This window comes from Dictyobacter vulcani (assembly GCF_008974265.1).
Taxonomy (GTDB): domain Bacteria; phylum Chloroflexota; class Ktedonobacteria; order Ktedonobacterales; family Ktedonobacteraceae; genus Dictyobacter; species Dictyobacter vulcani.
On sequence record NZ_BKZW01000002.1, the window covers coordinates 253,910 to 274,142 of the forward strand.

Below are 20,233 nucleotides of genomic sequence, written 5' to 3' on the forward strand. Positions count from 1 at the left end.
AAGATCGTTTTCAATTTCAGCGAATTGATGGGGTAAGAGATCGGAAGAGAGAGAAGCAAAAGAAAAGACAGGATTAGGGCAATGCCAGTTTTTGCGCATGTGTGCCTGGAAGCGGCTTCTTATATCTGTAGATGTTCCAACGAAAAGCAACTGGCCATTGTCCTCATTTAGTACCTTATAGCTTCCTGGAGAGGAAGCGATATTTTGGAGGTTCGGGGAATCCAGTGAATAGGCCTGGCTCCACGGCAACCCCATCCAGTTTTGCTCTACCGGGGTGGCAATAAGGGGAGTGGCGGGAAACTTGGACCACCAGCAGGATTGACCTGGTCCTCTGGGAGGCGATATCCTCTCATTCCAGTTTTTCTGTCTTTAGATTTTACATAGTGAGCAGGGAATCGGCCATGATTGGCTACTGTTGAGCTACCTTTTTCCAGACGGTATTGCCACAGAAAATAATGGACCAGTATCTGAAGATTTTCCTGGGTGGGGAGCGTAATTGCAGAACATGCGAAATCTACGCCTGTCTCCTCTCTCCAAGCCCATAATGCTGGCGCTGCAGTATGTGGATCATTAAAAGGCATCTGTTTTGCATCCCTCATGACGTTACGGTACAAATCACCAATACGTCCTTTCAAACTACGTCCTGTCGATCCTATAAAAAAAAGCTCATTGCCCAGGGTAGCTTTGACGCGGTAAATGCCAGGATCAGTGGGGATGTCAGGACTATTCAAAGGAAGCCAGGGACCCCAGGAGAAGTCACACCATGTTTCGTCCATAAAAGAAGGGGTGGGAGAAACAGGATGTGCGAGATTCGTAGAATATTCCTTTGGTGATTCTAAGATAGTCTGATGTGAGTCAGCATTTTCTGGATGCTCATTTCTTTGTTCACTCATCAGCTTGAGATAGCGTTCCATCTCGTCAACAAACTCATCAAATGCTCCGCCAAATCTGCGTAATGCACGTAATTCCAGATGAGCAAATGGATGGCTCCCTTGGGTGCTCGATGCATCTGAATCAGCTTCTCTGTGTGGAATGGCAATAAACGCTAGAAAGTCTCGTGGCTGACCGTAGCGATCGTGCACAAATTGAGAAATCTCTCTGAGTACCCGATGGGCATCTGGTGTCGGTACCGTATTAATGAGCTCATCGCGTACGCCTGCTATGAAGTCATACTGAACCTGATCAGGGTTTTGATTGGTTTCATCATGATAGATCTCTTCCAGTAAACCACCAAGGAATACCTCAGCAACAGTTACCTGGTTGGCTTCTGGCAACATGGTGCTTTGCACCTGTCGTATTACAGGGAGGCTAATCGGTATAGGAACGGCAGCCAGTAGTCCAGCGAGTTTACGGGCCTGCGAAGACGCACTGGCCCTGAACACCTGGACGCGTTTTTTTGGTGAGAGGATTTCATTTTCTGCTAGGCTGCTGGGAATTTCTTCCTTCTGAATCATATCAGTCAAGGCATGTTCAAATAGTGTACCAGTGATCCATGTTTTTTTTATGCCTGTTACTATCTGTGCCCAGGGTGAAAGGACACCAGTCTCCAGCGTGAGCGTGGGAAGCGGAAGCAATTGTTTGGTTGGAGTGCCTTCATCAGACCAGCTGAATGTTTTTTTTATTTTCAGGCCTTTATTTGAAGCTTCTGGTTGAGATGAATAGATCTGCACGAGATCGGCATTCTCCAACGCTGTTTGAGACCAGAGGCGTCGAGGTAGCATCTGGATCAGTGTCACAAGGTTCTTTTGTCCCCATATATTCAGGAGGTCCTGGACTTTGCCACTGTGCCAGGCTGGAGAGATGCAATCGGTTGCGACGAGTATTAAGCTGTTTCCGCCAGGATGAATGATTTCTCTGGAGTTGCGTGCCACGGTCTGTTTTTGAGCCATTCCTGCATAGATCTCGATGCGATCGGCATTGTCTGTCGCCAATCTCCAGGTGCGCACGTTGCGAAACGCTCCTATATGTTCCAGTAATGCCCGCAGCTCAGCAATAGTTTCTTGCCAGAGTGACATGGAAGCACCAATGTCGATGACAAGTTCAACATCAAACCAACGGATAGGAGCAGGCTCAAAGATGGGAAGCCAGACATGAGCTCCGGTTTCAGCGATTCTTTGTGCTGTCGCGTGTTCATTGAACACAACCGCTGTTTTTGATGGTATACGCTGCATCAGTGGACGCAGTGCGCGCGCCAGTGCCAGGGCATTTGGTAATGCTGGCGCCGCAGGACTTCTAAAGGGCCTGCTTGTGGCATAAGAAGTCGTGCTGGCATGGGAATTTTGCGCATGAAGATGCACGTCAGCCGTTGTCTTTTGCACAGGACGAGCAGGTGATAACGAAGGATCTGTTTGATCCGATGCGGCATCTTCATTGACATTGGAGGGTTGGGAATTGCTTGCTGGGAGAATCTCCTGAGCATCCATGTGCGATGCGAGCCAGAGTGCATCGGCGATTTCCTCCGCCGTCATATCCAGATCAGCATGGTGTAGTGCCGTAATCAACTTTGAAAGCATACTTCTCCTACGTTGTGAGATTCTTCAGAATGGCTTGAAAAATCTCACTCTTTTCCCGGGTATCGAAACCACGAGAAGCAAGATACACCGCATTTAATAGTTGATCTGTGGCCAGGTCTCCACTTTTTCGTTTGTTTATGAAATCATCAATAATTTCTGTCGTTTGTGCTATTGCATCGGATCCAAGGTGAGCTTCAACAATGCTGACGAGTTCCTCCTTTGTTGGCTCTTTCATGGTAAGGCGAATACAGCGTCTCAGAAAAGCGGGAGGGAATTCACGCTCTTCATTACTGGTCATGATAATAAATGGGAATGCAGCACAGCGTACGTGACCCTCCTCTATCGGCACTTTTGCAATGCTGTTTCTTCCATAATAAACCTCAACGGATTTGTGTTGCTGAGAGATCCGTACAAGTTCAGGAATATCAAATTCGCCTTCTTCAAAAATATGGAGCAGATCATTTGGGAGATCAATGTCGCTCTTATCAACCTCATCAATCAGTAGCACCCGTGGGGTAGCTGTCGGAAGGAGTGCTGCACCGAGCGGACCAAGGCGTATATATTGGCCAATATCAGGAGGTGCATCATCCGTGTGGGTATCTTTTCTATAAGAGGTGTCCTGTAAACGCGCAATAGCATCGTAGGAATACAGGCCGTCAGCAAGTGTGGTGCGTGTCGTAATTGACCAGCGGAATACTGAACCCAGTTGTAATTCACGGGCAACTGCATACGCAAGAGATGACTTTCCATATCCTGGTTTGCCGCTCACGAGTAGTGGACGCCTCAAATACAGAGCAGCATTCACCATGTCGACTACTTCTTCACTTGCCTGGAATACTTCTCCGCGTGCAAGCATGCGCCTCATGAAATCATCATCTTCATCAACTAGCGTTGTATCAACAATGTGTCCAGTAAAATTTCGCCAGGGAGGAGGGGGAGGTAGGCGGCGTATGCCATCGTGGGGTTCACCTTTCCCTGTATAGATTTTCCATTGATTCATGTTTAGGCTCCTTTTGATACTGATGGCGCCGCTAGCTGTCTGGTCGGTGGAATTCTCTCTGGATCATCCCATAGCAGCGTAAGATAATGTCCTTGATGGCGTTGCTTTTGTCCACTTTTAATTGCGTCGTAACGCTGCTGCTTAACAAGAGCGGGAAGTTGAGATAATGGATGCTGTGAGACGAATTCAGGAAGGAATTCAGGCAGCACTTGAGGATAATCTGTTTGTTCTCTTGCCCAAAGAGCAATAGGTATTCCAGCTTCCAGGACCGCTCGGAGAACATCATCGGTCTGCGATGAACTGTTTGATGGCACAAATGTCAATGCAAGGCAGGCGATGGAATCTCCTCGTAGAATGGCAGCGAGATCCTCTAGCTCTTGATACTGCTCTTTGTCATAGATCAATGTCGCGTTATGCTTCTTACTGAGGTCCTGTTCCTCACTGCTGCAGTCCTGGAAGATTTTCCATTTATTTTTCCAGATATACCCCTGTTTGTTTCTTTGTTTGTTTCTTTTCATGCGTTCGAGTGATCGCACGACCACTTGATAATACGAACTGAGTGACTGGCGACTACTGAAACCACGAATAGTATATTGATCTACAGGATAGGATAGCAGTTCTAATGGGAGAAAAAACTCTATCACAAGATTTGCCATTTCATCCAGAAGACAGTTTTCACATTGCTCGAGAATGCCGTCAAGGAGGTTTGGGATATCGTCAAGTGAATACAGCTGATCAGGAACCTCTATGTCAGCGTTTTGAACCGAATTATTTTCGTCGTCTAGGAGCCAGCACTGAACAGTAAAAGCCTTATCACTTGCCTCATCAAGTGTAAGCAGCAAATAGAATGGAGTGGGCTGTCTTCGCTGTGTGGCTTTTTCTCGCAGCGCTACTTGCTGGCTCTCTGTTAAGCCAAGAGCCTTTGATCGGTGCGTAATCCAATTTCTTAATTCGTCGTGAAGTGAATCCTTTTCTCGGTCCCGGGCCTCGAAGGCAAGACGCTGCGCAAATTCAAGCAGAGGAAAGGTATCATTATTCTGAGCGGGAATTTCGGCAAGCTCTGCTAGTATTAACGAAAGTACGTTGGATACGTTATAATTACGGCGTGTAGACCAACTATCAGGGATACTATTTCTATATGCTCTTCTAAAAAGGTAATCTGGCCATTGCGCCGAATTCAGAATGTCATAGAGTTCTTGCCGTCTTGTATAGGTCACAAGCTTTTTGCCGCTTTGGCACAAATAGGTATCGAGAGCTTGCCATGGCAATGAGGCATGTTCTACCTTGTAGAGCGCATAGGCCAATTTTTCTAGGCCATCTGGATAAGCAGCATAGATGGTGACAAGATCGTGTACCTCCTCAAAGTCACTTTTTTCACTATGTTGTGGCTTGAATTGAGACACTTCTATGGACTGACGCATCTCTTCAGGAACCTGCTGGAGTACCTGCTGGCGCGATTGCTGTGTTTGCATAGAGCGACATTTGGAAAAGAGAGAGGTGACAGTCTGCAGGGTGTTGGGTTGACCAAAGAAGCGTTCGAAGGTAGGTTCTGACTGTGCTACGATTGTTTCTCTGATCGATTCAACTACCTGGATCCAGAGTGTATCTTGCTCTGCTTGCGACATGCGCGTAAGTGGGCGATTATTTACCGCAAGAAATTGAGCCAGCTCTGAGTGCTCAAAATCACTGGCACCAAGAATGACATTGATGATTCTGGTGCTTTTTTCTCTATGTACAGTAAACACTTGCGGTACTATGTATTCCATGATGTGATCAGAAGCAAAAAAATTTACACTGATAAGGAGAACTATAACTCTGGCAGATTGCATGGCTCGTTCTGCTTCTTCTTGCAGATGTGAGCCAGCCACAACACTATCATCGTCCCAAATATGTATTTTGCCTGAACGGATATCAGGCTTCAGAAATTTCTTGAGTTCTTGTGAGCATTCGTGATCCTTGGGGTTACGACTGCAACAGATGAAAACATTCGTTCGAGATGAGTGAGAAGATATATTAGCAACACCCGACGTGGCATTGAATTCCCGGTTTTCCAAATTCTGCACTATAATCCTCTTATTCTATTCTCAGATTGATCTCTCAAGAAAGAAAGGAGCAGGGGTGTAAGCCAGAAAGATGACAAGTTCGAGGTATTGAACTTCTTTGACTTGAATTACTTTAAGGCGATAAAATTATAGCATTCATGATTGCACTTTACAAGCGGGTAAGTAGTTATGGATTATTTATTTTGATACGCTATTATAACTCTCAGGCTACCGAAAGGTTATAGACAAAGTTGATACATAGAAAGCATGTCTGAAGAAGCAAGCAAAATCGTGTCTTGCCTGTGGAGTGTAGACACTGTTGGAAATCTATCACATGTAATTATACGCTGAATATAGGAGCTGCAGCCAGATAGAAGCAAATAAATGTTGTGCGTTGTTGAAGACACTGACCATTTGATAGCTAGTACATAGAATAGAGATTAGTAAGTATTACTGGAGTTTTCTGTATTGAAAACTTCATAGGCCTATGCGCTTGATAGTTGTGCAGGATGGGAATATACTTGCATGTATTGATTAAAATGTATTTTTGTTATTGGAGAGTCGGAGGACGTATCTGCGATGTCTGTGGAGAAGCCTGATGCTGTTGAAATATTTATTTCATATGCCCACGAAGATGAGCTGTTTGTGAGTGAGTTAAATAAACATTTGAGCACCTTGAGACGACAGGGGATGATTACGAGTTGGTATGATCGTGATATTGCTGCTGGCGAGGCGTGGAGTGAAGAGATTAATACACGACTAAATCGAGCAGCACTTATTCTGTTTTTGATTAGTGCTGATTTTATTAATTCTGATTATTGCTACGATGTTGAGCTGAAGCGTGCTATAGAGCGCCAGTCACGCCAGGAAGCTTGGGTGATTCCGATTATTGTACGTCCTTGTGATTGGAAAGGGACCCCGTTTGCACATTTACAAGCCTTGCCGGATGGTAGTAAAGCAGTGAGTAAATGGTCCGATCGTGATGAGGCTTTCCTGAATATCATTCGGGGTATTCGTGGGGTCCTCAGCCGTTTATAGTTGATGCGACGGAGCTATTGGGGATCATCATAGGATGGTTATTTGTGGATGTTTTTGTGTGGAACGATAGGAAGAGTTCTTTTTACATATGGTATCAATATAATCGTAGCTATTGATTATTTAGGATCTGTGCTTAGGTTTTACGAGTGTGTCTCGGCTATTGGGTTTGACTATAACCATGCTAGCAAAGAAGATAGATATTAAAGGAGGGATCCTTTTGGCTAATCTAGAACATGTAGAGATGCTATATCAGGGGGTAGTGTCGTGGAATGAGTGGAGAATAGAGAATCCCAATGTCGTACCAGATTTGAGAGGGGTTGATCTGAGCGGGATTGACTTGAGCCTGGAAAGCCATCTGGCTAATCTCTATAACCGATATCAGGTTGGAGGGTCAATTCAGGAGCGTTTGTGGCGTGAACGGCAATTACATCAGTCTATGCTTCGTCGAAAAGCCATGCGTAAGGCCAGGTCTTCTGGTATTAATCTTTCTGGAGCGATGATGTCACGGGTTAATCTTGGTGGGGCGAACCTTTATAAAGCTGACTTAAGTGGTGCTGATCTAACAGAAGCAAATTTGCGATGTGCATTTTTGACTGAATGTGATCTTAATCATGCAGATTTGAGTGGCTCTGATTTGGGAAGGGCCGCCTTTACGGGAGCTGATCTCTCTTATGCGAACCTTACTGGATGTTTCATCTATGCTATTTCTGCCTGGGACGTTACTTTAGATCATACTATTCAATCTAACCTTGTTATTACGCGCCCATTCCAGTCGAGTATTACAGTTGATAATATTGAAGTGGCACAGTTTATTTATTTACTGTTGAGCAATGAGAAAATCCGCCATGTTATCGATACGATTACCGCTAAAATGGTATTGATTCTTGGTCGATTTACGAAGGAGCGCAAAGAAGTATTAGATGCTATTAGAGATGAGTTGCGTCAGAATGATTATTTACCAGTAATCTTTGACTTTGAAAAATCTGATAGTCACGATTTAACCCAAACTGTTTCTACGCTTGCTCAACTGGCCCATTTTATTATTGCTGATCTCACCGATCCAAGTAGTATACCCTATGAAATGGCTACAATCGTTCCAAACTGTTTTGTGCCTGTTCAACCTCTTATTTTGAGAGGTAAACACGAATTTGCTATGTTTAAGGATTTAAGATTGCGTTATCATTGGGTACTTCCTACATATCGCTATGCAGATAAGGAAGGTTTACTGGCTTCGATCAGGAAGAGTGTTATTAAGCCTGCTGAACAAAAGGCACGGGAGTTGGTTGAGTTGAAGAATGGATGATGCAGTTTGGTCAATTATAGTTCAAAGGTGTTTGCTATGGAAATAACGAGGGAAATATTGGATACCCTTCATTATATTAAAGACGGTGTACACTTGAGCCGGTGAAGAATTGACCGACCCCCAAGAAGGCGGTATTCTGAGGAAAATCAAAAACACAACCTCAGGAGACCGACCATGCTCAGGAGTCAGACCGTGAATACGATACACGATTTGCATCAACAAGGGAAGACTGTCCAGGAAATTGCCCAGAAATTGGACATTTCGCGGACCACTGTGCGCAAATATCTCGCGCACCCAGAAGCGGTGATCCCCAAACCGCGCCCGCCTCGGCCTTCCAAGCTTGATCCGTTCAAAGAACAGATTACGCGTTGGGTGATGGAAGATCATTGCACGAATTGTGAAGTGATCTACGCAAGGTTACAGCCGATGGGGTACACCGGCGGGATTAGTATCTTGAAGGAGTTTGTCCATCCCCTGCGACCGGCGGTGGCAGGACATGCGCCCGTGCAACGCTATGAAACTGAGCCTGGCCAACAGGTGCAATTCGATTGGGGGAGTTCACCTATGAACAGGAGGGCATCATCCATAAATTCTATGGCTTTACTGCCGTGCTAGGCTATTCGCGCATGCGCTTTGTGACGTTTGTGAAGCGTTGCGATACTCCGACGCTCATTCGCTCCTTGATGGAGGCGTTTGAATACTTCGGAGGCCTGACCAGGTGTGCGCTGACTGACCGCATGAAAAGCGTGTTGCTCGAAATGCAGGAGAACAAGCCCCGTTGGAATCCTCGCTTTGCTGACTTCATGGTCTCCATTGGGGTCACTGCCCGCGTCTGCAAGCCCTACACGCCACAGACGAAAGGCAAGGTCGAGCGCACCGTGAGTTATGTGAAGCAGAGCTTTTGGGCCGGGGTGACCTTCACCGATCTCGATGATCTCAATCGCCAGGCCCATCGCTGGTGTGAGCGCATCAATTCCCGCGTGCACCGCACAACCCATGCCCGCCCGGTCGATCGTTTGGAGGTGGAGAAGCTCCAACCCTTGCCTCAGGCCTTTGCCTGGGAGCGCTTTGCCACCGAAGAACGCAAAGTGACCTGGGATGGCTATGTCTCTTACGATGGCGTGCTCTACGGATTGCCAGGCAATCTGCATCTGGCTGGCAACATGGTGCAGGTTCGCGAACGCAAGGGTGTGCTCACTGTTTGGTCGCAGGGGCAAGAGGTGTTTGCCATCGAGAAGCGTCCTCGCTCACAAGAGAGTGTGCCGCATCCAGAGCAATGGACGGGTGTTCCCTCAACCTCGGCGATCCGACGAACAGCAGCACCGTTAGGCCACCAGCAGCAGGCACCTCAGGTGCAAAGCCGGGCTCTGGCCGAGTATGATCAGTATTGTGGCGTGCCATCCGTAGCGGAGGTGGGTGCATGAAGTCGATCACCGCGTACAAGCAACTGAACTTGACCCACCTGCAAACGGCGTTACCCCGGTTGCTGGAAACTGCCCGGCGAGAGCAGTGGACGTATGAAACCATGGTGGAGCGGGCCCTGGGCGCAGAGCTGGATGGCCGCGAGCAAAAAGCCACGGCCCGCCGTCTCAAGGCCGCACGCATTCCCAGCAAAAAGACGGTGGAGGGTTTCGACTTTTCGTTCCAACCCTCGCTCTCTGAGCGGCGCATCCGGGAGTTGGCTGATCTGTCCTTTGTGCGGACCTGCACCAATGTGGTCTTTCTGGGCCCTCCTGGAACGGGCAAGACGCATTTGAGCCTGGCTCTGGCCAATCGAGCACTGGCAGAGGGACACACAGTCCTGTTTACGACGCTGGCGGAACTGGCTCAGTCCCTGGAGAGCGCCTCGCATCCTGGTCTCATGCGTCAGCGCCTGCGGCGCTACATCGCGCCCAGTTTGCTCATCATTGATGAGGTGGGCTACACCAGGCTCACCGCCGAGCAGGCTCATCACTTCTTTGAGCTGGTGGCGGCTCGCTATGAGCACGGCTCCATTATCCTGACGTCCAATACCAGCTTTACTGGCTGGGGAGCGTTACTGGGGGACGAGGTGCTGGCGACGGCTTTGCTTGACCGGCTCCTGCATCATGCAGAGGTCATCGCTATCAATGGGGGCAGTTACCGCATGAAGGAGCGCCGAACAGAGAGCCGAAGCCCCTCAACCTTGTCAGACACAGCACGGCATGCCGCCGGCGATTTACCCACCGGCGTGTAGTCAACCGACGTTCACGATGTCGGCGTTGGGGTCGCCTGGATTCCGGCGCGGTTTGGTCGGCGTTTTCATCGCCGACGTTCTCAAAGTTTGTTTTTTAACGTTCGTTTGATTGGGGCGACCAATTCCAAATCGGCTCGTCATGACACCGGCCTTGACAATTATGAGTCGTATCAAAAGATTGGCCTAGTGCGTGTTCGGCAGTTGACAGAAGATGACTATCGCCAGCGACAGGGAATCATTCAGTCGCTGGAGGGACCGGAAATGTTTCGGTCGGGTGATTATCTGGCTCGTGGCGTTCTTAATGAGGAGTGGCTCATAGCATCTGGTGGACAAATAGTGGGCTATGAACCGCTAGGCGGTCCGGATGAAGATGGTTTTATAACATATCGCCCGAATCCGGTGACCCGCTATGCGTGCCAGATGCAAGAGCCGTTTGTAGTGAGAAAACCTAATGGAGCCATCCTTTCTGGGAAAGCTGGTGATTATCTGATTCGCATTGGTGATCGAGGGAGGATCGTTGACCGGGCTGTTTTTGAGCAGAGCTATCAACGTATAGATGTGTAATAAAGATGAGAGGAACATCGTGGTGCAAAACCTCCAAGGAAGCAATGAAGAGCAATATATGAGGGAGCGCTGGCAAACCCAGCGGGACTACTACTCTAAAAAGGCTAGGCTCTATAAACAGAGACATCAAGGCTTATTATTAGTTAGTTCTATTGGTGCTGCTGTTGTACCTGTGCTACTGATCCTTCCGGGTATGCCTGTTATTATTCCAACCATTATTAGTTTTGTGGTATCTCTTGCTCTTATTCTAGATAATACCTTTCATTTTGGCGATGATTGGCATTTGTTTCGACAAACTTTGGAAGCACTGAAGCAAGAGAAGACTTTGTACACGTATAACATCGAGCCATATACCGAACCTTCTAAGGCATTTCCTTTATTTGTGAGGAACTGTGAGGAAATTATGCGCATGGAAGGAAAAAATTATTTTGAACATCGTAAGACTAAAGGGAAAGAAATATAGATACATTCTTTTGAGATAATAAAAGGGCTTTCTTATGGTGTGTTGGTGGGAATTTTGTGTGATGGAGGTGTGTCTGGGTAGCACAAAAGATAGTTTAGCAGGTGCCGCTGCGATCCGACTGGAATGTGGTGTGCCTGGTACGAGAGATGTTTTAGCTGCATCCTGACATGGCTGACAGATTTGTTGCTACTGATGATGGATACATCCTGAATGGTCAGGATCCCAATCGCTATTGGGGCGCACTGGGCTGGGGTGCATCCTAGAATGGGTGCGGGCAGAGCGCGTTCCACGAGCTCACTATCAAGCATGAGTTATGTGATGAATGCTTGTTAATGCAGGAGAGTAGGATGATATGGCAGACCAAGAACATGTAGAGCTGTTGAAAAAAGGTGTTCAATCCTGGAATGCATGGCGAAAAATGCATCCTTCGATCGTTCCATATCTCAGTTATGCGGAACTCAATGGTATCAATCTTAGCGGAGCAGATCTCAATGGAGCTGATCTTCGCGAAGCCAAGCTTAATGGATCTAACCTCAGTGAAGCGAACCTTACAACTGCCGACCTCAGTTATGCCGAACTTAGTGAAGCTGACCTTAGTAGAGCTAAGATTAATAATGCTGTCCTGTATAATGCTGAACTTGACGAGGTCCACTTCAATAATGCTAACCTTAGTAGTGCTGATCTTTGCAATGCCTTTCTTAAAGATGCCGATCTTACGGATGCCCGCCTTAGTTATACCAATCTCAGTGGAGCTAATCTTAGAGGCGCTAACCTTAGTGGAGCTGATCTCAGTGATGCTAATCTCAATGGCGCCGAACTCAGTGGAGCTAATCTTAGAGATGTCAATTTCAGAGATGCTAACCTTGAAGATGCCAGTCTTAAAGATGCAGATCTTAGGGGAGCCCAGTTCAGGCGTACCTACCTTGTTGATGCCTATCTTGGGGGGGCCGACTTCAGCTATGCAACTATCAGTGAGACTGATTTTGGGGATAGAGATATGCGTGAAATCAAAGGGCTTGAGATAGCTAAGCATGATGGACCATCTCCGTTGAGCATTAACAGTGTGTATCTTTCTGGAGGAGATATTCCGGAAGCATTCCTACGAGGGACAGGAGCGCCTGATACTTTTATTGAGTATATGCGTTCGTTGGTTGCAAAGCCGATTGAATACTACACCTGTTTTATTAGTTATTCCAGTAAGGATGAAGAGTTTGCACAGCGGTTGTATGCAGATTTGCAGGCCCGAGGAGTGCGATGCTGGTTTGCACCCGAGAATTTGAGGGGTGGCGATTGGTTTGCTGATCAGATTGAAAGATCGATTCGTGTGTATGATCGGTTGATTCTCATTCTTTCAGAACATTCGGTTGAAAGTACCTGGGTGGAACATGAAGTTCGGGCTGCAATGGAGAAGGAAGAACGATTTCGATGTGAGAACCACATCAAAAAGGCGGTGCTCTTTCCGATCAAACTGGACAAGGCCATTGAAGATGCTCCAGCGCAATGGGCGGCAACGATTCGACGTGAGCGACACATGCTCAACTTTACCCAATGGAAGGAGCATCAGGCGTACATGAAAAGTTTTGAACGGCTGATGCGGGACATCAAACGGGAGGGCATGTTGGTTGAGGATTGAGATCTTTTTAAGCCTCTCCCTGAATATTATCTTATTCTTGCTGGGCTAAGGTCACCAGCCATTTTATCATGTGGCTAAACACGTCCATGGATTATTGAACAAGTGTTTCTCTTCGATTCATCAGCTCTCTTTAAAGCACTTCAATCGCGTGGCGTTAAGTTTGTGTTTGTTGCAACTAGTATTGCTTCTACTATTTATTTGGCAAGTGAAGTCTATCCGATCCAGCGAAATCAACAGTTACTTGTGACCGAGGGTCAGAAAAAGCAGCTTGATCTTTTTAATGACAAAAACAGTGGCTAATTGAGTATGTAACTGGTAGCTAGAAATTTGGTGGGAGAATAAGTAAATGTCTAATCCAGAACATATACGTATTTTGAGAGAGGGGATTGTGGCTTGGAATCGATGGAGACTTCATAACAAGGCGATTAAACCAGACCTATGTGGAGAAATTTTGAGTGGTTTGGATTTGCATAAATGGGACTTGCGTGATGCCGACCTTAGTGAAGCAGATTTGGCAAACTCCAATTTGACAGATATAGATCTTATGGGTGCAAACTTGAGAAGTGCAAATCTCGTTGGGGCAGACCTTACAGATGCATATATTTATAATGCTAACTTGATGGGTGCTGATCTCTCTCTGGCGAAACTTGTTAGGACTGACCTTGGTAGAGCGAATCTTACTAACGCGAAATTAGATGATGCTTGTCTCATCAATTGCTTTGTATATGGTGTGTCTGCCTGGGATGTAAAGTTGAAAAATACTGTGCAATCAAATCTGATTATCACCCGTCCATGGCAGCCAAGAGTTACGGTAGATAATCTAGAAATGGCTCAGTTTATTTATCTTCTCTTGAACAACCAAAAGATTCGCCATGTCATTGATACGATTACCTCCAAAGTTGTCTTGATTCTTGGGCGGTTCACAGAGGAAAGGAAAAGTGTTTTAGATGGATTACGAGAAGAGCTTCGTACCTATGATTACTTACCTGTTATATTCGATTTTGAGAAGCCAGGCAATAGGGATTTTACAGAGACTATAAGGACACTTGCTCACTTAGCACGTTTCATTATTGCTGATTTGACTGATCCGAGTAGTATTGCGCAAGAATTACAGGCTATTGTGCCCGATCTGGCTGTTCCCGTCCAGCCCATTTTAGAAGAGCATAAAAGAGAATATGCTATGTTTATAGATTTCAGTAAATATTATTGGGTATTACCTATTTATACTTATTCTGATGGAAACGCTCTTATCAAAACAATAAAGGAAACAATTATTTTCCCGGTAGAAAAGAAGGTGAATGAAATTGAGATCAATAAATATAGGAATATTGTAGGTGATTAGCTGCATATATAAAAATATAGTTTTGTGATTAAGCGAATTGTAGCATCTATAAAAGAATATTCGAGATTAAACCACAGATAAGCCCATTGCTAAGTATCCTGCTTAGTACGTATGTGGTATTTAAATAGACATTTTTTCATAGCAAATACCATAGTATAATGATAAAATCTAAAATTGTGTGTGTATGAATAAGCAGGTAGAAAGAGGAGCAGTAAATATTATAGATCCTTAGTGCGTTAAATTATACTATAGCAAGGAGCCAATGATGCCAGTTATAGCTATACTAAACGGTGGATGAGCTCAAAATAACTTTACGAGGCCGTCCTCTCGGTCTTTTCGGTTGATTGGAATCAGTCAACGGTCGAAGACGTGGTCGCTTTGGCTGATGAGGATCAGGCAATGGTCTCGTCCGCTTGCGCCCTCGTTTTTTCGGTTCGTGCTAGGGTCCTGAGGGACTTTGTACTTTAACAACTCAACGATATTCCACAGGTGATCAGTCAGACCGCTTGCCATTGCTGATCTGTTGATTATGTGTGCTTAATTGCTGGTGGGTCAGCACACATTGTAGGTCACACCCAAGAGAAACATGCCATGACGTAACGTCTCAATGCGAGAATTAGCATTCCGGCATTTCCGGGTTACGTGCTCCAACCGCTCTCTCATTGTTCCATTCAAGCGTTCAATATACGCTGTATTGAGTATCTGATATCTTGGTGTCTCTTGTAATAACGCCTGCGCTTGCTGTGCATTACCACGTAGCAGACGTCGTTCCACTTCGACCACACGATGTTTTTGCTGATGTTTGATCACTTGTCCAATCACCAAATTGGACCCACATTTAGTTTGTAATAAGGAGAATTATATAGGATTATTGTAAATAAGTGCTTCAATTATGTGACATTTGTTAAGTATAATTAAAATAAAAATGCATGATATGGAGATAGCGAAGCAAAGTATGGATAACGATAATGAATATTCTAACGGGATCTCTCTCGTATATGTGGTCCATGAGGAAGATGAAGTATGGCGTGAGCGATTGGATAGCCATTTGATACCGTTACAACAGGGTCAGTTAAAGTCATGGTCACCTAGAGATGTATCGGCTGGAAGTAATTGGTATCAAGAAACTGAGCTGCAGCTTGAAAAGGCTTCGATTGTGGTGCTTTTGTTGAGCACCAATTATACGGATTCTGAGCAGTGTATTTGGTTACAGCAACGTGTGTTAGTACACAGAAATATAAAGGTGTTTCCCGTGTTGGTGCAGCCTGTGAATTGGCATGTACTGCAACTGCCGCAGATGGTTGTATTGCCACGCAATGGACGAGCGATGACTCTGTGGGAGAATGAGGATGCAGCTTTACAAGAAATTGCACGTGAAATCCATGCTGTGGTTACTTCACGGGAAGTTGTCCAATTTTCTCCCTTGTTGCAGGGGTTATCAATGGATCAGTACAGAGTTGCTGCGGATACGGTATATGGCCTGGTACAAGGGGATAATACTCATTTGACAATCAATAATTTTATGAGTGGGGTTGTGCCGGACGTCCGACAGGGACAGGATACTTTTCAAGGGGATGGAAAATATAAGTGGGAGGATTTTCTAGCAAAGTATCGTGAGAAGATTTGTGCGGATACAGAGATTACGCAGTTGCAGATTCTGGGGATGAGCAATCCTTTACATGTGTCAGATGTGTACGTGAAGGTACATTTGCATCAGCAACCGCGTGTGTATGTCCAAGTCAATCGCGAGGAGAAGAAGCCTCGGGATCCGATGGCGATTTTTCAGCAAGAACGGGTACGACTTGAGCAACTAGTGGAGATTGCAATTGATCCAGAGGTGGCACTGCGGGGCCATAAATATTGTATGGTTGTGGGAGATCCGGGAGCAGGTAAGACGACATTGTTGAAGCGGTTGGCATTGCAGTCGGCGGATCAGAAGTTGCCAGGGTTGCCGAACTTACCAATCTATCTCAGATTGCATGTACTGGCAAGGCAAAAGAATATTGATCTCTTTCAGGTAGCAGTTGATAGCGTTTGTCAGTACGGGTTTCCAAGGGCGCGGACGGAGCGCTTCTTAGTGGCGTTGATGGAACAGGGTAAGGTTCTGCTCTTACTGGATGCACTAGATGAGACTGTGGTGGGTAGAAATCGCCAAGAGGCTGAGACGTCATATCAGGAGGTTCTCAGGGCGATCCAAAATATGATGAAGCGCTTTCAAGCGATGCGGATAGTGGTGACTTCGCGTAAGGCAGATTATTTTCAGCGGGGACAGTTGGCAGGGTTTACGGAATTGGAGGTGCTAGATTTTCTGCCGCAAGAAATTGATCAGTTTGTTCAGAAGTGGTTTCAGCATTATGGAAAAGAGCGACAGCAGCACCTGGCAGAGTCATTAATTCAAAACCTTAAGATGCGGCCACGAATTACTGCTCTTGCAGCAAATCCACTATTGTTATCGCTGATCATTATAACCTATATCAATAATGATCAGCAATTTCCGGTAAATAGAGCACAGTTATATAAAAAATGTATTGAGACACTGCTGACACGCTGGGATGCGGATCGGTTTATTCAGAGGGCTAGGTTGGTAAATTCAGGAAATCAATGGTTGCTGTTACCTCAGATTGCTTGGTACTTTCATAATCGTGGCTTACGTTATTTTTCAAGGAGTGAGTTGCTTCCACTGATTGAGCAATTTTTGGAGAGTATTGGTTTTGCTGCTGAGCAAGCTCCAGAGGTACTCAGGGAGATTAGTAGTGAGAATGGGTTGCTGCGGGAACAGGGAGTTGGATATTATGGTTTTTTACATCTAACCATTCAAGAGTATTTAGTTGCGGAATATGTGAGTCAGAAAATGGATTTGTTATTGGAGCATTTGGGGGATTCATGGTGGGAAGAGGTGACGTTGCTGGCAGTTGGACAGACACGGGATGCTGGACCATTGCTGCAACACCTAAATATATATCGTGGTGAGAATGAAATTCCTGAGGATATTTTTTATAGTAAGCTTATCTTGGCAGGGCGTTGTTTGGCCGCGCGACCAGTGATGAGTGAAGCCTATGGTTATTTACGAAAGACAATTCCAGCGCAACTCTTTGATATTTTGTTTACTACTCCTTATTCTCTCTTGTGGGAACAGATTACTGAGACACTGGCAGAAATTGGAGGAGTATTTGAGGATATGGGCATACATCAGCGATTGCTGTCTTGGTTAGATGATGAGTTTATAGATGTAAAATTAAGAGGTCATATTCTTGCTGCGTTGGGCAAATACGGATCACAATCGCTATCTTATGATCTGTTTGCTTTATTTATAAATAAGCGTTTAAAATGGGCTGGTTATCCCCTTGTTGAAACGGTCCTAGGAAACCTTTGTGATCAATCTGTGTTACCCGAACTTTTTAATTTGCTTTACTCGACCAAAGGAGATTATATAGATTACAGACAGGAGTATGGACATGTAGATCTTTATTCTCTTATTGGTAGAATTGGTGGTACCTCAGTTATTGCTAAGTTAATGGCATTTTTTAATGTACCGCACTTAGATCTTCATTCAAAATTTATACTACCTAAAGTTTTAGGGCTCTATGGCACTGACACTGTCATTCCCATGCTTATAGCACATTTGAGTGATAGTCAGATGGCTAAAGACTGTATTGATAGCTTGCTACTCCTTAACAATCACTCTGTGGGTCCTATGCTCGTTTCAGAGCTTACAAATAAAAAAATATCTATTGAAGCAAGAGCTTATATTGCAGCGACATTAGTAGGATTCAGTGACGAAGGTATTAAGGAATCACTTATGCTTTTGCTCGATGAAACAAAACTGAAAGAGAAAAAAATTTCTTTGCATGAAGAAGTTAAAGCTGCAATTGCTGGTACCCTAGTCAAGATTGGAGATAAAGCACTCCGTGAGCACTTTTTTAAGCTTGTAATTGACGCAAAAGCCAGCCAAGAAATGTCAACGGAAATTATATATGCTTTTGCAGACATAGGAGATACTTCTATTATTCCCCAATTACATGATTTAAAGGACAAAATATCACCAGAAAATAAACTTCTTGATGATATTTTGATAGTTTTAGGACAAATGGGTGATAAAACAGCTATCACATGTCTTGTGGAAAGATTTTACAGAAGTAATGATAATGAAGATTCTGTTGATTACGAATATGATGATTATGGTGAGGACGCTTACTATGAGTATACAGATGATATAGAAAATAGTGAATATATGGATGAGGATATTGATAATGAAAGTGTTGAATCAGTTGATATAGATGAAAGTGTGTTTTTTGACTTTGAACGCGAGGATAGTGATTGGTCATGTAATGACGAGGCAAATATTTTTAACTCGTTTCTCCCTAGGAGTAGAATTATGTCCATGCTGAAATGTATAGCTAAATATGGTTCACTGACACAAGTAATAACGATAATAAATAACAGGAATTCAATCTCTCCATCATATCTTGAAGTGCTTATTGATAATCTTCCTATGAGATCTGATCATGCTCAATCGGTCATTGTTGATGCACTACTTGATATTGTTAAAGAGGATGATAAATGGATGATAGGTAATATTCGGCAGATAGCTTTACGGTCGATTGGTCAGATAGCATATGATGAGGAAACGGTGGAGCGATTGATTGCTCTTTTACCTGGATCCGATATAGCGGATGATCTCTATGAAACTCTGTGGCATGTTAGTCGGCGGCTGGGGATATGGGTGGTGGCTGAGGAATCTAATGAGACACAGTGGAATATGCAGAGATGGTAGGGCTGTGAGTCGATATTATGGTATGGAGGATATCATTATTTATAATTGCTCCCTAAGCATGCGCAATTTCTGATCATATTTGTTAAAGCAACCTCATTGTGCTACTCAGATGACGCCTTTACTTTCCCCTGTTTGAACGTTAAATTTTCCTTGCGTGTTCCGTTGTGGATGTATGGAATTATTCTTCTGAGCCTAGCGAGTGATGCTTCGCCTACGCAGCATTCACTTCGATAGGCTCTCCTTAACCCGAATAGCATTGATGAGAGTATTTTCATTACCCTGTTTTTTTCGGTCAGGTAGGGCCAATACTAACATTAGTGCATCAGGGGCAATACCGCGATATTGTTAGCTATTGCCAGAATGTTAGATACTTGATGTCATGTTTTACTAGTGGCAAATAGTGGGAACCGTCTCTGAACGTAACGGAATTCTCTTTACCACTTACTCTTCCTTTGATTTATCCCAAAAATTCATATTTACATGCTGATTATCACCTTGTGCATATCCATATACATTACCTGTAACTTGCAAGTTATATTTGCCCATCGCAGCTTGTTGCGGCTGAATGAGCTTCATGATTTCCTGGGCTGCTTTTATCACATCTTGGTCTTGATCTACCTGCTCTTCTATCAGTGCTTTTTTGAGGGGAATCTTCCAGGTTTCAGGATCGCTTTCATGTTCTGTTAAAGCGAGCTCTGCTTTTGGCTTACCCGTGAATTTACTTTGGATAAGAGCCTTGAGACCTGCATAGCTATCTTTGATAGCATCGGTAACTAATGCCTGCCCTCCAGCTGCAGCACCAGCTCCAAGTGCGGTAAGAATAAGCGTTGTAGCATCCAATTGCTAATCTCCTTTTATGTACTGTTTACACAATATATAAACGTGTAAACAATAGCATTTTTATTCCCCAATCAGCTTATAAATGTTATAAGCTTTAATAATATTTTGTTATAGGGAAAAACATACCCAATCTGAACCTCTTATTTGCATGTTTTTACTATTCAGGATATAGATTCCGACCGAACCATTAGATGTGATCACTATTAATGTCGATCGTGGAAGGTCCCAAATGAATAACCGTTTTAAGGTTGATTGCCTCACTAAGATCCACATTCAGAAACAATGTATCTAAGAGAAGCGCTTTATGGAAGTTCATATGTTGAATGTTTGTTTCCTTAAAATATGTTCTGTGTTTGTGTGGCGGAAATCTATCTCAGTAAGGACCTTTTCGTGCAGGTCTGCATTTCTCAGATCAGGCAAGATTTCTGGGTGTTGTTCACGCCACAGATTCCACGCTCTTACACCTTCACCAAGTTTTTTGAGATGCTGTTCATTTGCCATATTGC

General features: G+C 44.7%; 16 protein-coding genes. 10 read left to right on the forward strand and 6 right to left on the reverse strand.

What is annotated here, in order from left to right; translation table 11 throughout:
- Positions 1-266 precede the first annotated feature (266 nt).
- Genes KDW_RS19135 through KDW_RS19145 form a run of 3 tightly spaced genes read right to left on the reverse strand, consistent with a single transcriptional unit; the run spans position 267 to position 5,576 of the window.
- Complete coding sequence (locus KDW_RS19135; protein WP_151757583.1) at positions 267-2,513, reverse strand: SAV_2336 N-terminal domain-related protein; 2,247 nt, start codon at positions 2,511-2,513, stop codon at positions 267-269.
- Between the two features lie 7 nt (positions 2,514-2,520).
- The gene (locus tag KDW_RS19140) at positions 2,521-3,513 is read right to left on the reverse strand and encodes an AAA family ATPase (RefSeq protein WP_151757584.1); all 993 of its coding nucleotides are present in this window, start codon (positions 3,511-3,513) and stop codon (positions 2,521-2,523) included.
- Positions 3,514-3,515: 2 nt separating this feature from the next.
- The gene (locus KDW_RS19145) at positions 3,516-5,576 is read right to left on the reverse strand and encodes a VMAP-C domain-containing protein (protein ID WP_162005396.1); all 2,061 of its coding nucleotides are present in this window, start codon (positions 5,574-5,576) and stop codon (positions 3,516-3,518) included.
- A 558-nt stretch (positions 5,577-6,134) separates the two neighbouring features.
- Here KDW_RS19145 and KDW_RS19150 point away from each other — a divergent pair.
- The 9 genes from KDW_RS19150 to KDW_RS19190 all read left to right on the forward strand — a co-directional run bounded on the left by KDW_RS19150 (position 6,135) and on the right by KDW_RS19190 (position 14,113).
- Positions 6,135-6,593: a toll/interleukin-1 receptor domain-containing protein gene (locus KDW_RS19150; RefSeq protein ID WP_151757586.1), complete on the forward strand. Its 459-nt coding sequence runs from the start codon at positions 6,135-6,137 to the stop codon at positions 6,591-6,593.
- Between the two features lie 217 nt (positions 6,594-6,810).
- Positions 6,811-7,896 carry a pentapeptide repeat-containing protein gene (locus KDW_RS19155; RefSeq protein WP_162005397.1) on the forward strand — a complete coding sequence of 362 codons (1,086 nt, stop codon included), beginning with the start codon at positions 6,811-6,813 and terminating at the stop codon, positions 7,894-7,896.
- Positions 7,897-8,070: 174 nt separating this feature from the next.
- Positions 8,071-8,511, forward strand: coding sequence for a helix-turn-helix domain-containing protein (locus KDW_RS19160; protein WP_151754437.1), 441 nt, complete (start codon positions 8,071-8,073; stop codon positions 8,509-8,511).
- Positions 8,445-9,320: an IS21 family transposase gene (gene istA, locus KDW_RS19165; protein WP_151757588.1), complete on the forward strand. Its 876-nt coding sequence runs from the start codon at positions 8,445-8,447 to the stop codon at positions 9,318-9,320. Before KDW_RS19160 ends, istA begins: the two co-directional genes overlap by 67 nt.
- A complete protein-coding gene (gene istB / locus KDW_RS19170; protein WP_151754435.1) occupies positions 9,317-10,111 on the forward strand; it encodes an IS21-like element helper ATPase IstB in 795 nt (264 codons plus the stop codon). Before istA ends, istB begins: the two co-directional genes overlap by 4 nt.
- An 87-nt stretch (positions 10,112-10,198) precedes the next feature.
- Positions 10,199-10,675 carry a PGDYG domain-containing protein gene (locus KDW_RS19175; protein ID WP_151757589.1) on the forward strand — a complete coding sequence of 159 codons (477 nt, stop codon included), beginning with the start codon at positions 10,199-10,201 and terminating at the stop codon, positions 10,673-10,675.
- Between the two features lie 22 nt (positions 10,676-10,697).
- On the forward strand, positions 10,698-11,138 hold the full coding sequence (locus KDW_RS19180; RefSeq protein WP_162005398.1) for a DUF4231 domain-containing protein: 441 nt from the start codon (positions 10,698-10,700) through the stop codon (positions 11,136-11,138).
- Positions 11,139-11,490: 352 nt separating this feature from the next.
- Entirely contained in the window at positions 11,491-12,771 is a 1,281-nt protein-coding gene (locus tag KDW_RS19185) for a toll/interleukin-1 receptor domain-containing protein (protein ID WP_151757591.1), read from the forward strand.
- Between the two features lie 346 nt (positions 12,772-13,117).
- Positions 13,118-14,113 (forward strand): pentapeptide repeat-containing protein, encoded by a 996-nt coding sequence (locus tag KDW_RS19190; RefSeq protein ID WP_151757592.1) that lies wholly within the window; start codon positions 13,118-13,120, stop codon positions 14,111-14,113.
- A 552-nt stretch (positions 14,114-14,665) separates the two neighbouring features.
- On the opposite strand, the gene KDW_RS19195 is transcribed toward KDW_RS19190, so the two are convergent.
- On the reverse strand, positions 14,666-14,938 hold the full coding sequence (locus tag KDW_RS19195; protein ID WP_151757593.1) for a hypothetical protein: 273 nt from the start codon (positions 14,936-14,938) through the stop codon (positions 14,666-14,668).
- A 130-nt stretch (positions 14,939-15,068) separates the two neighbouring features.
- Between KDW_RS19195 and KDW_RS19200 the strand changes: the two genes are divergently transcribed.
- Positions 15,069-18,887, forward strand: coding sequence for an NACHT domain-containing protein (locus KDW_RS19200; protein ID WP_162005399.1), 3,819 nt, complete (start codon positions 15,069-15,071; stop codon positions 18,885-18,887).
- A gap of 441 nt (positions 18,888-19,328) precedes the next feature.
- Here the strand turns inward: KDW_RS19200 and KDW_RS19205 are convergent, their stop codons facing one another.
- Together KDW_RS19205 and KDW_RS19210 are read right to left on the reverse strand one after the other, a co-directional pair.
- Positions 19,329-19,727, reverse strand: coding sequence for a Het-E N-terminal domain-containing protein (locus KDW_RS19205; protein ID WP_151757595.1), 399 nt, complete (start codon positions 19,725-19,727; stop codon positions 19,329-19,331).
- A 312-nt stretch (positions 19,728-20,039) separates the two neighbouring features.
- On the reverse strand, positions 20,040-20,228 hold the full coding sequence (locus KDW_RS19210) for a hypothetical protein (RefSeq protein ID WP_151757596.1): 189 nt from the start codon (positions 20,226-20,228) through the stop codon (positions 20,040-20,042).
- Positions 20,229-20,233: the final 5 nt, after the last annotated feature.

Coding starts and splice junctions, on each gene's coding strand:
- KDW_RS19150 (WP_151757586.1), top strand. CDS start 6,135: ATGTCTGTGGAGAAGCCTGATGCTGTTGAAATATTTATTTCATATGCC.
- KDW_RS19160 (WP_151754437.1), top strand. CDS start 8,071: ATGCTCAGGAGTCAGACCGTGAATACGATACACGATTTGCATCAACAA.
- istB (WP_151754435.1), top strand. CDS start 9,317: ATGAAGTCGATCACCGCGTACAAGCAACTGAACTTGACCCACCTGCAA.
- KDW_RS19190 (WP_151757592.1), top strand. CDS start 13,118: ATGTCTAATCCAGAACATATACGTATTTTGAGAGAGGGGATTGTGGCT.
- KDW_RS19210 (WP_151757596.1), bottom strand. CDS start 20,228: ATGGCAAATGAACAGCATCTCAAAAAACTTGGTGAAGGTGTAAGAGCG.
- KDW_RS19200 (WP_162005399.1), top strand. CDS start 15,069: ATGGATAACGATAATGAATATTCTAACGGGATCTCTCTCGTATATGTG.
- KDW_RS19135 (WP_151757583.1), bottom strand. CDS start 2,513: ATGCTTTCAAAGTTGATTACGGCACTACACCATGCTGATCTGGATATG.
- KDW_RS19140 (WP_151757584.1), bottom strand. CDS start 3,513: ATGAATCAATGGAAAATCTATACAGGGAAAGGTGAACCCCACGATGGC.
- KDW_RS19185 (WP_151757591.1), top strand. CDS start 11,491: ATGGCAGACCAAGAACATGTAGAGCTGTTGAAAAAAGGTGTTCAATCC.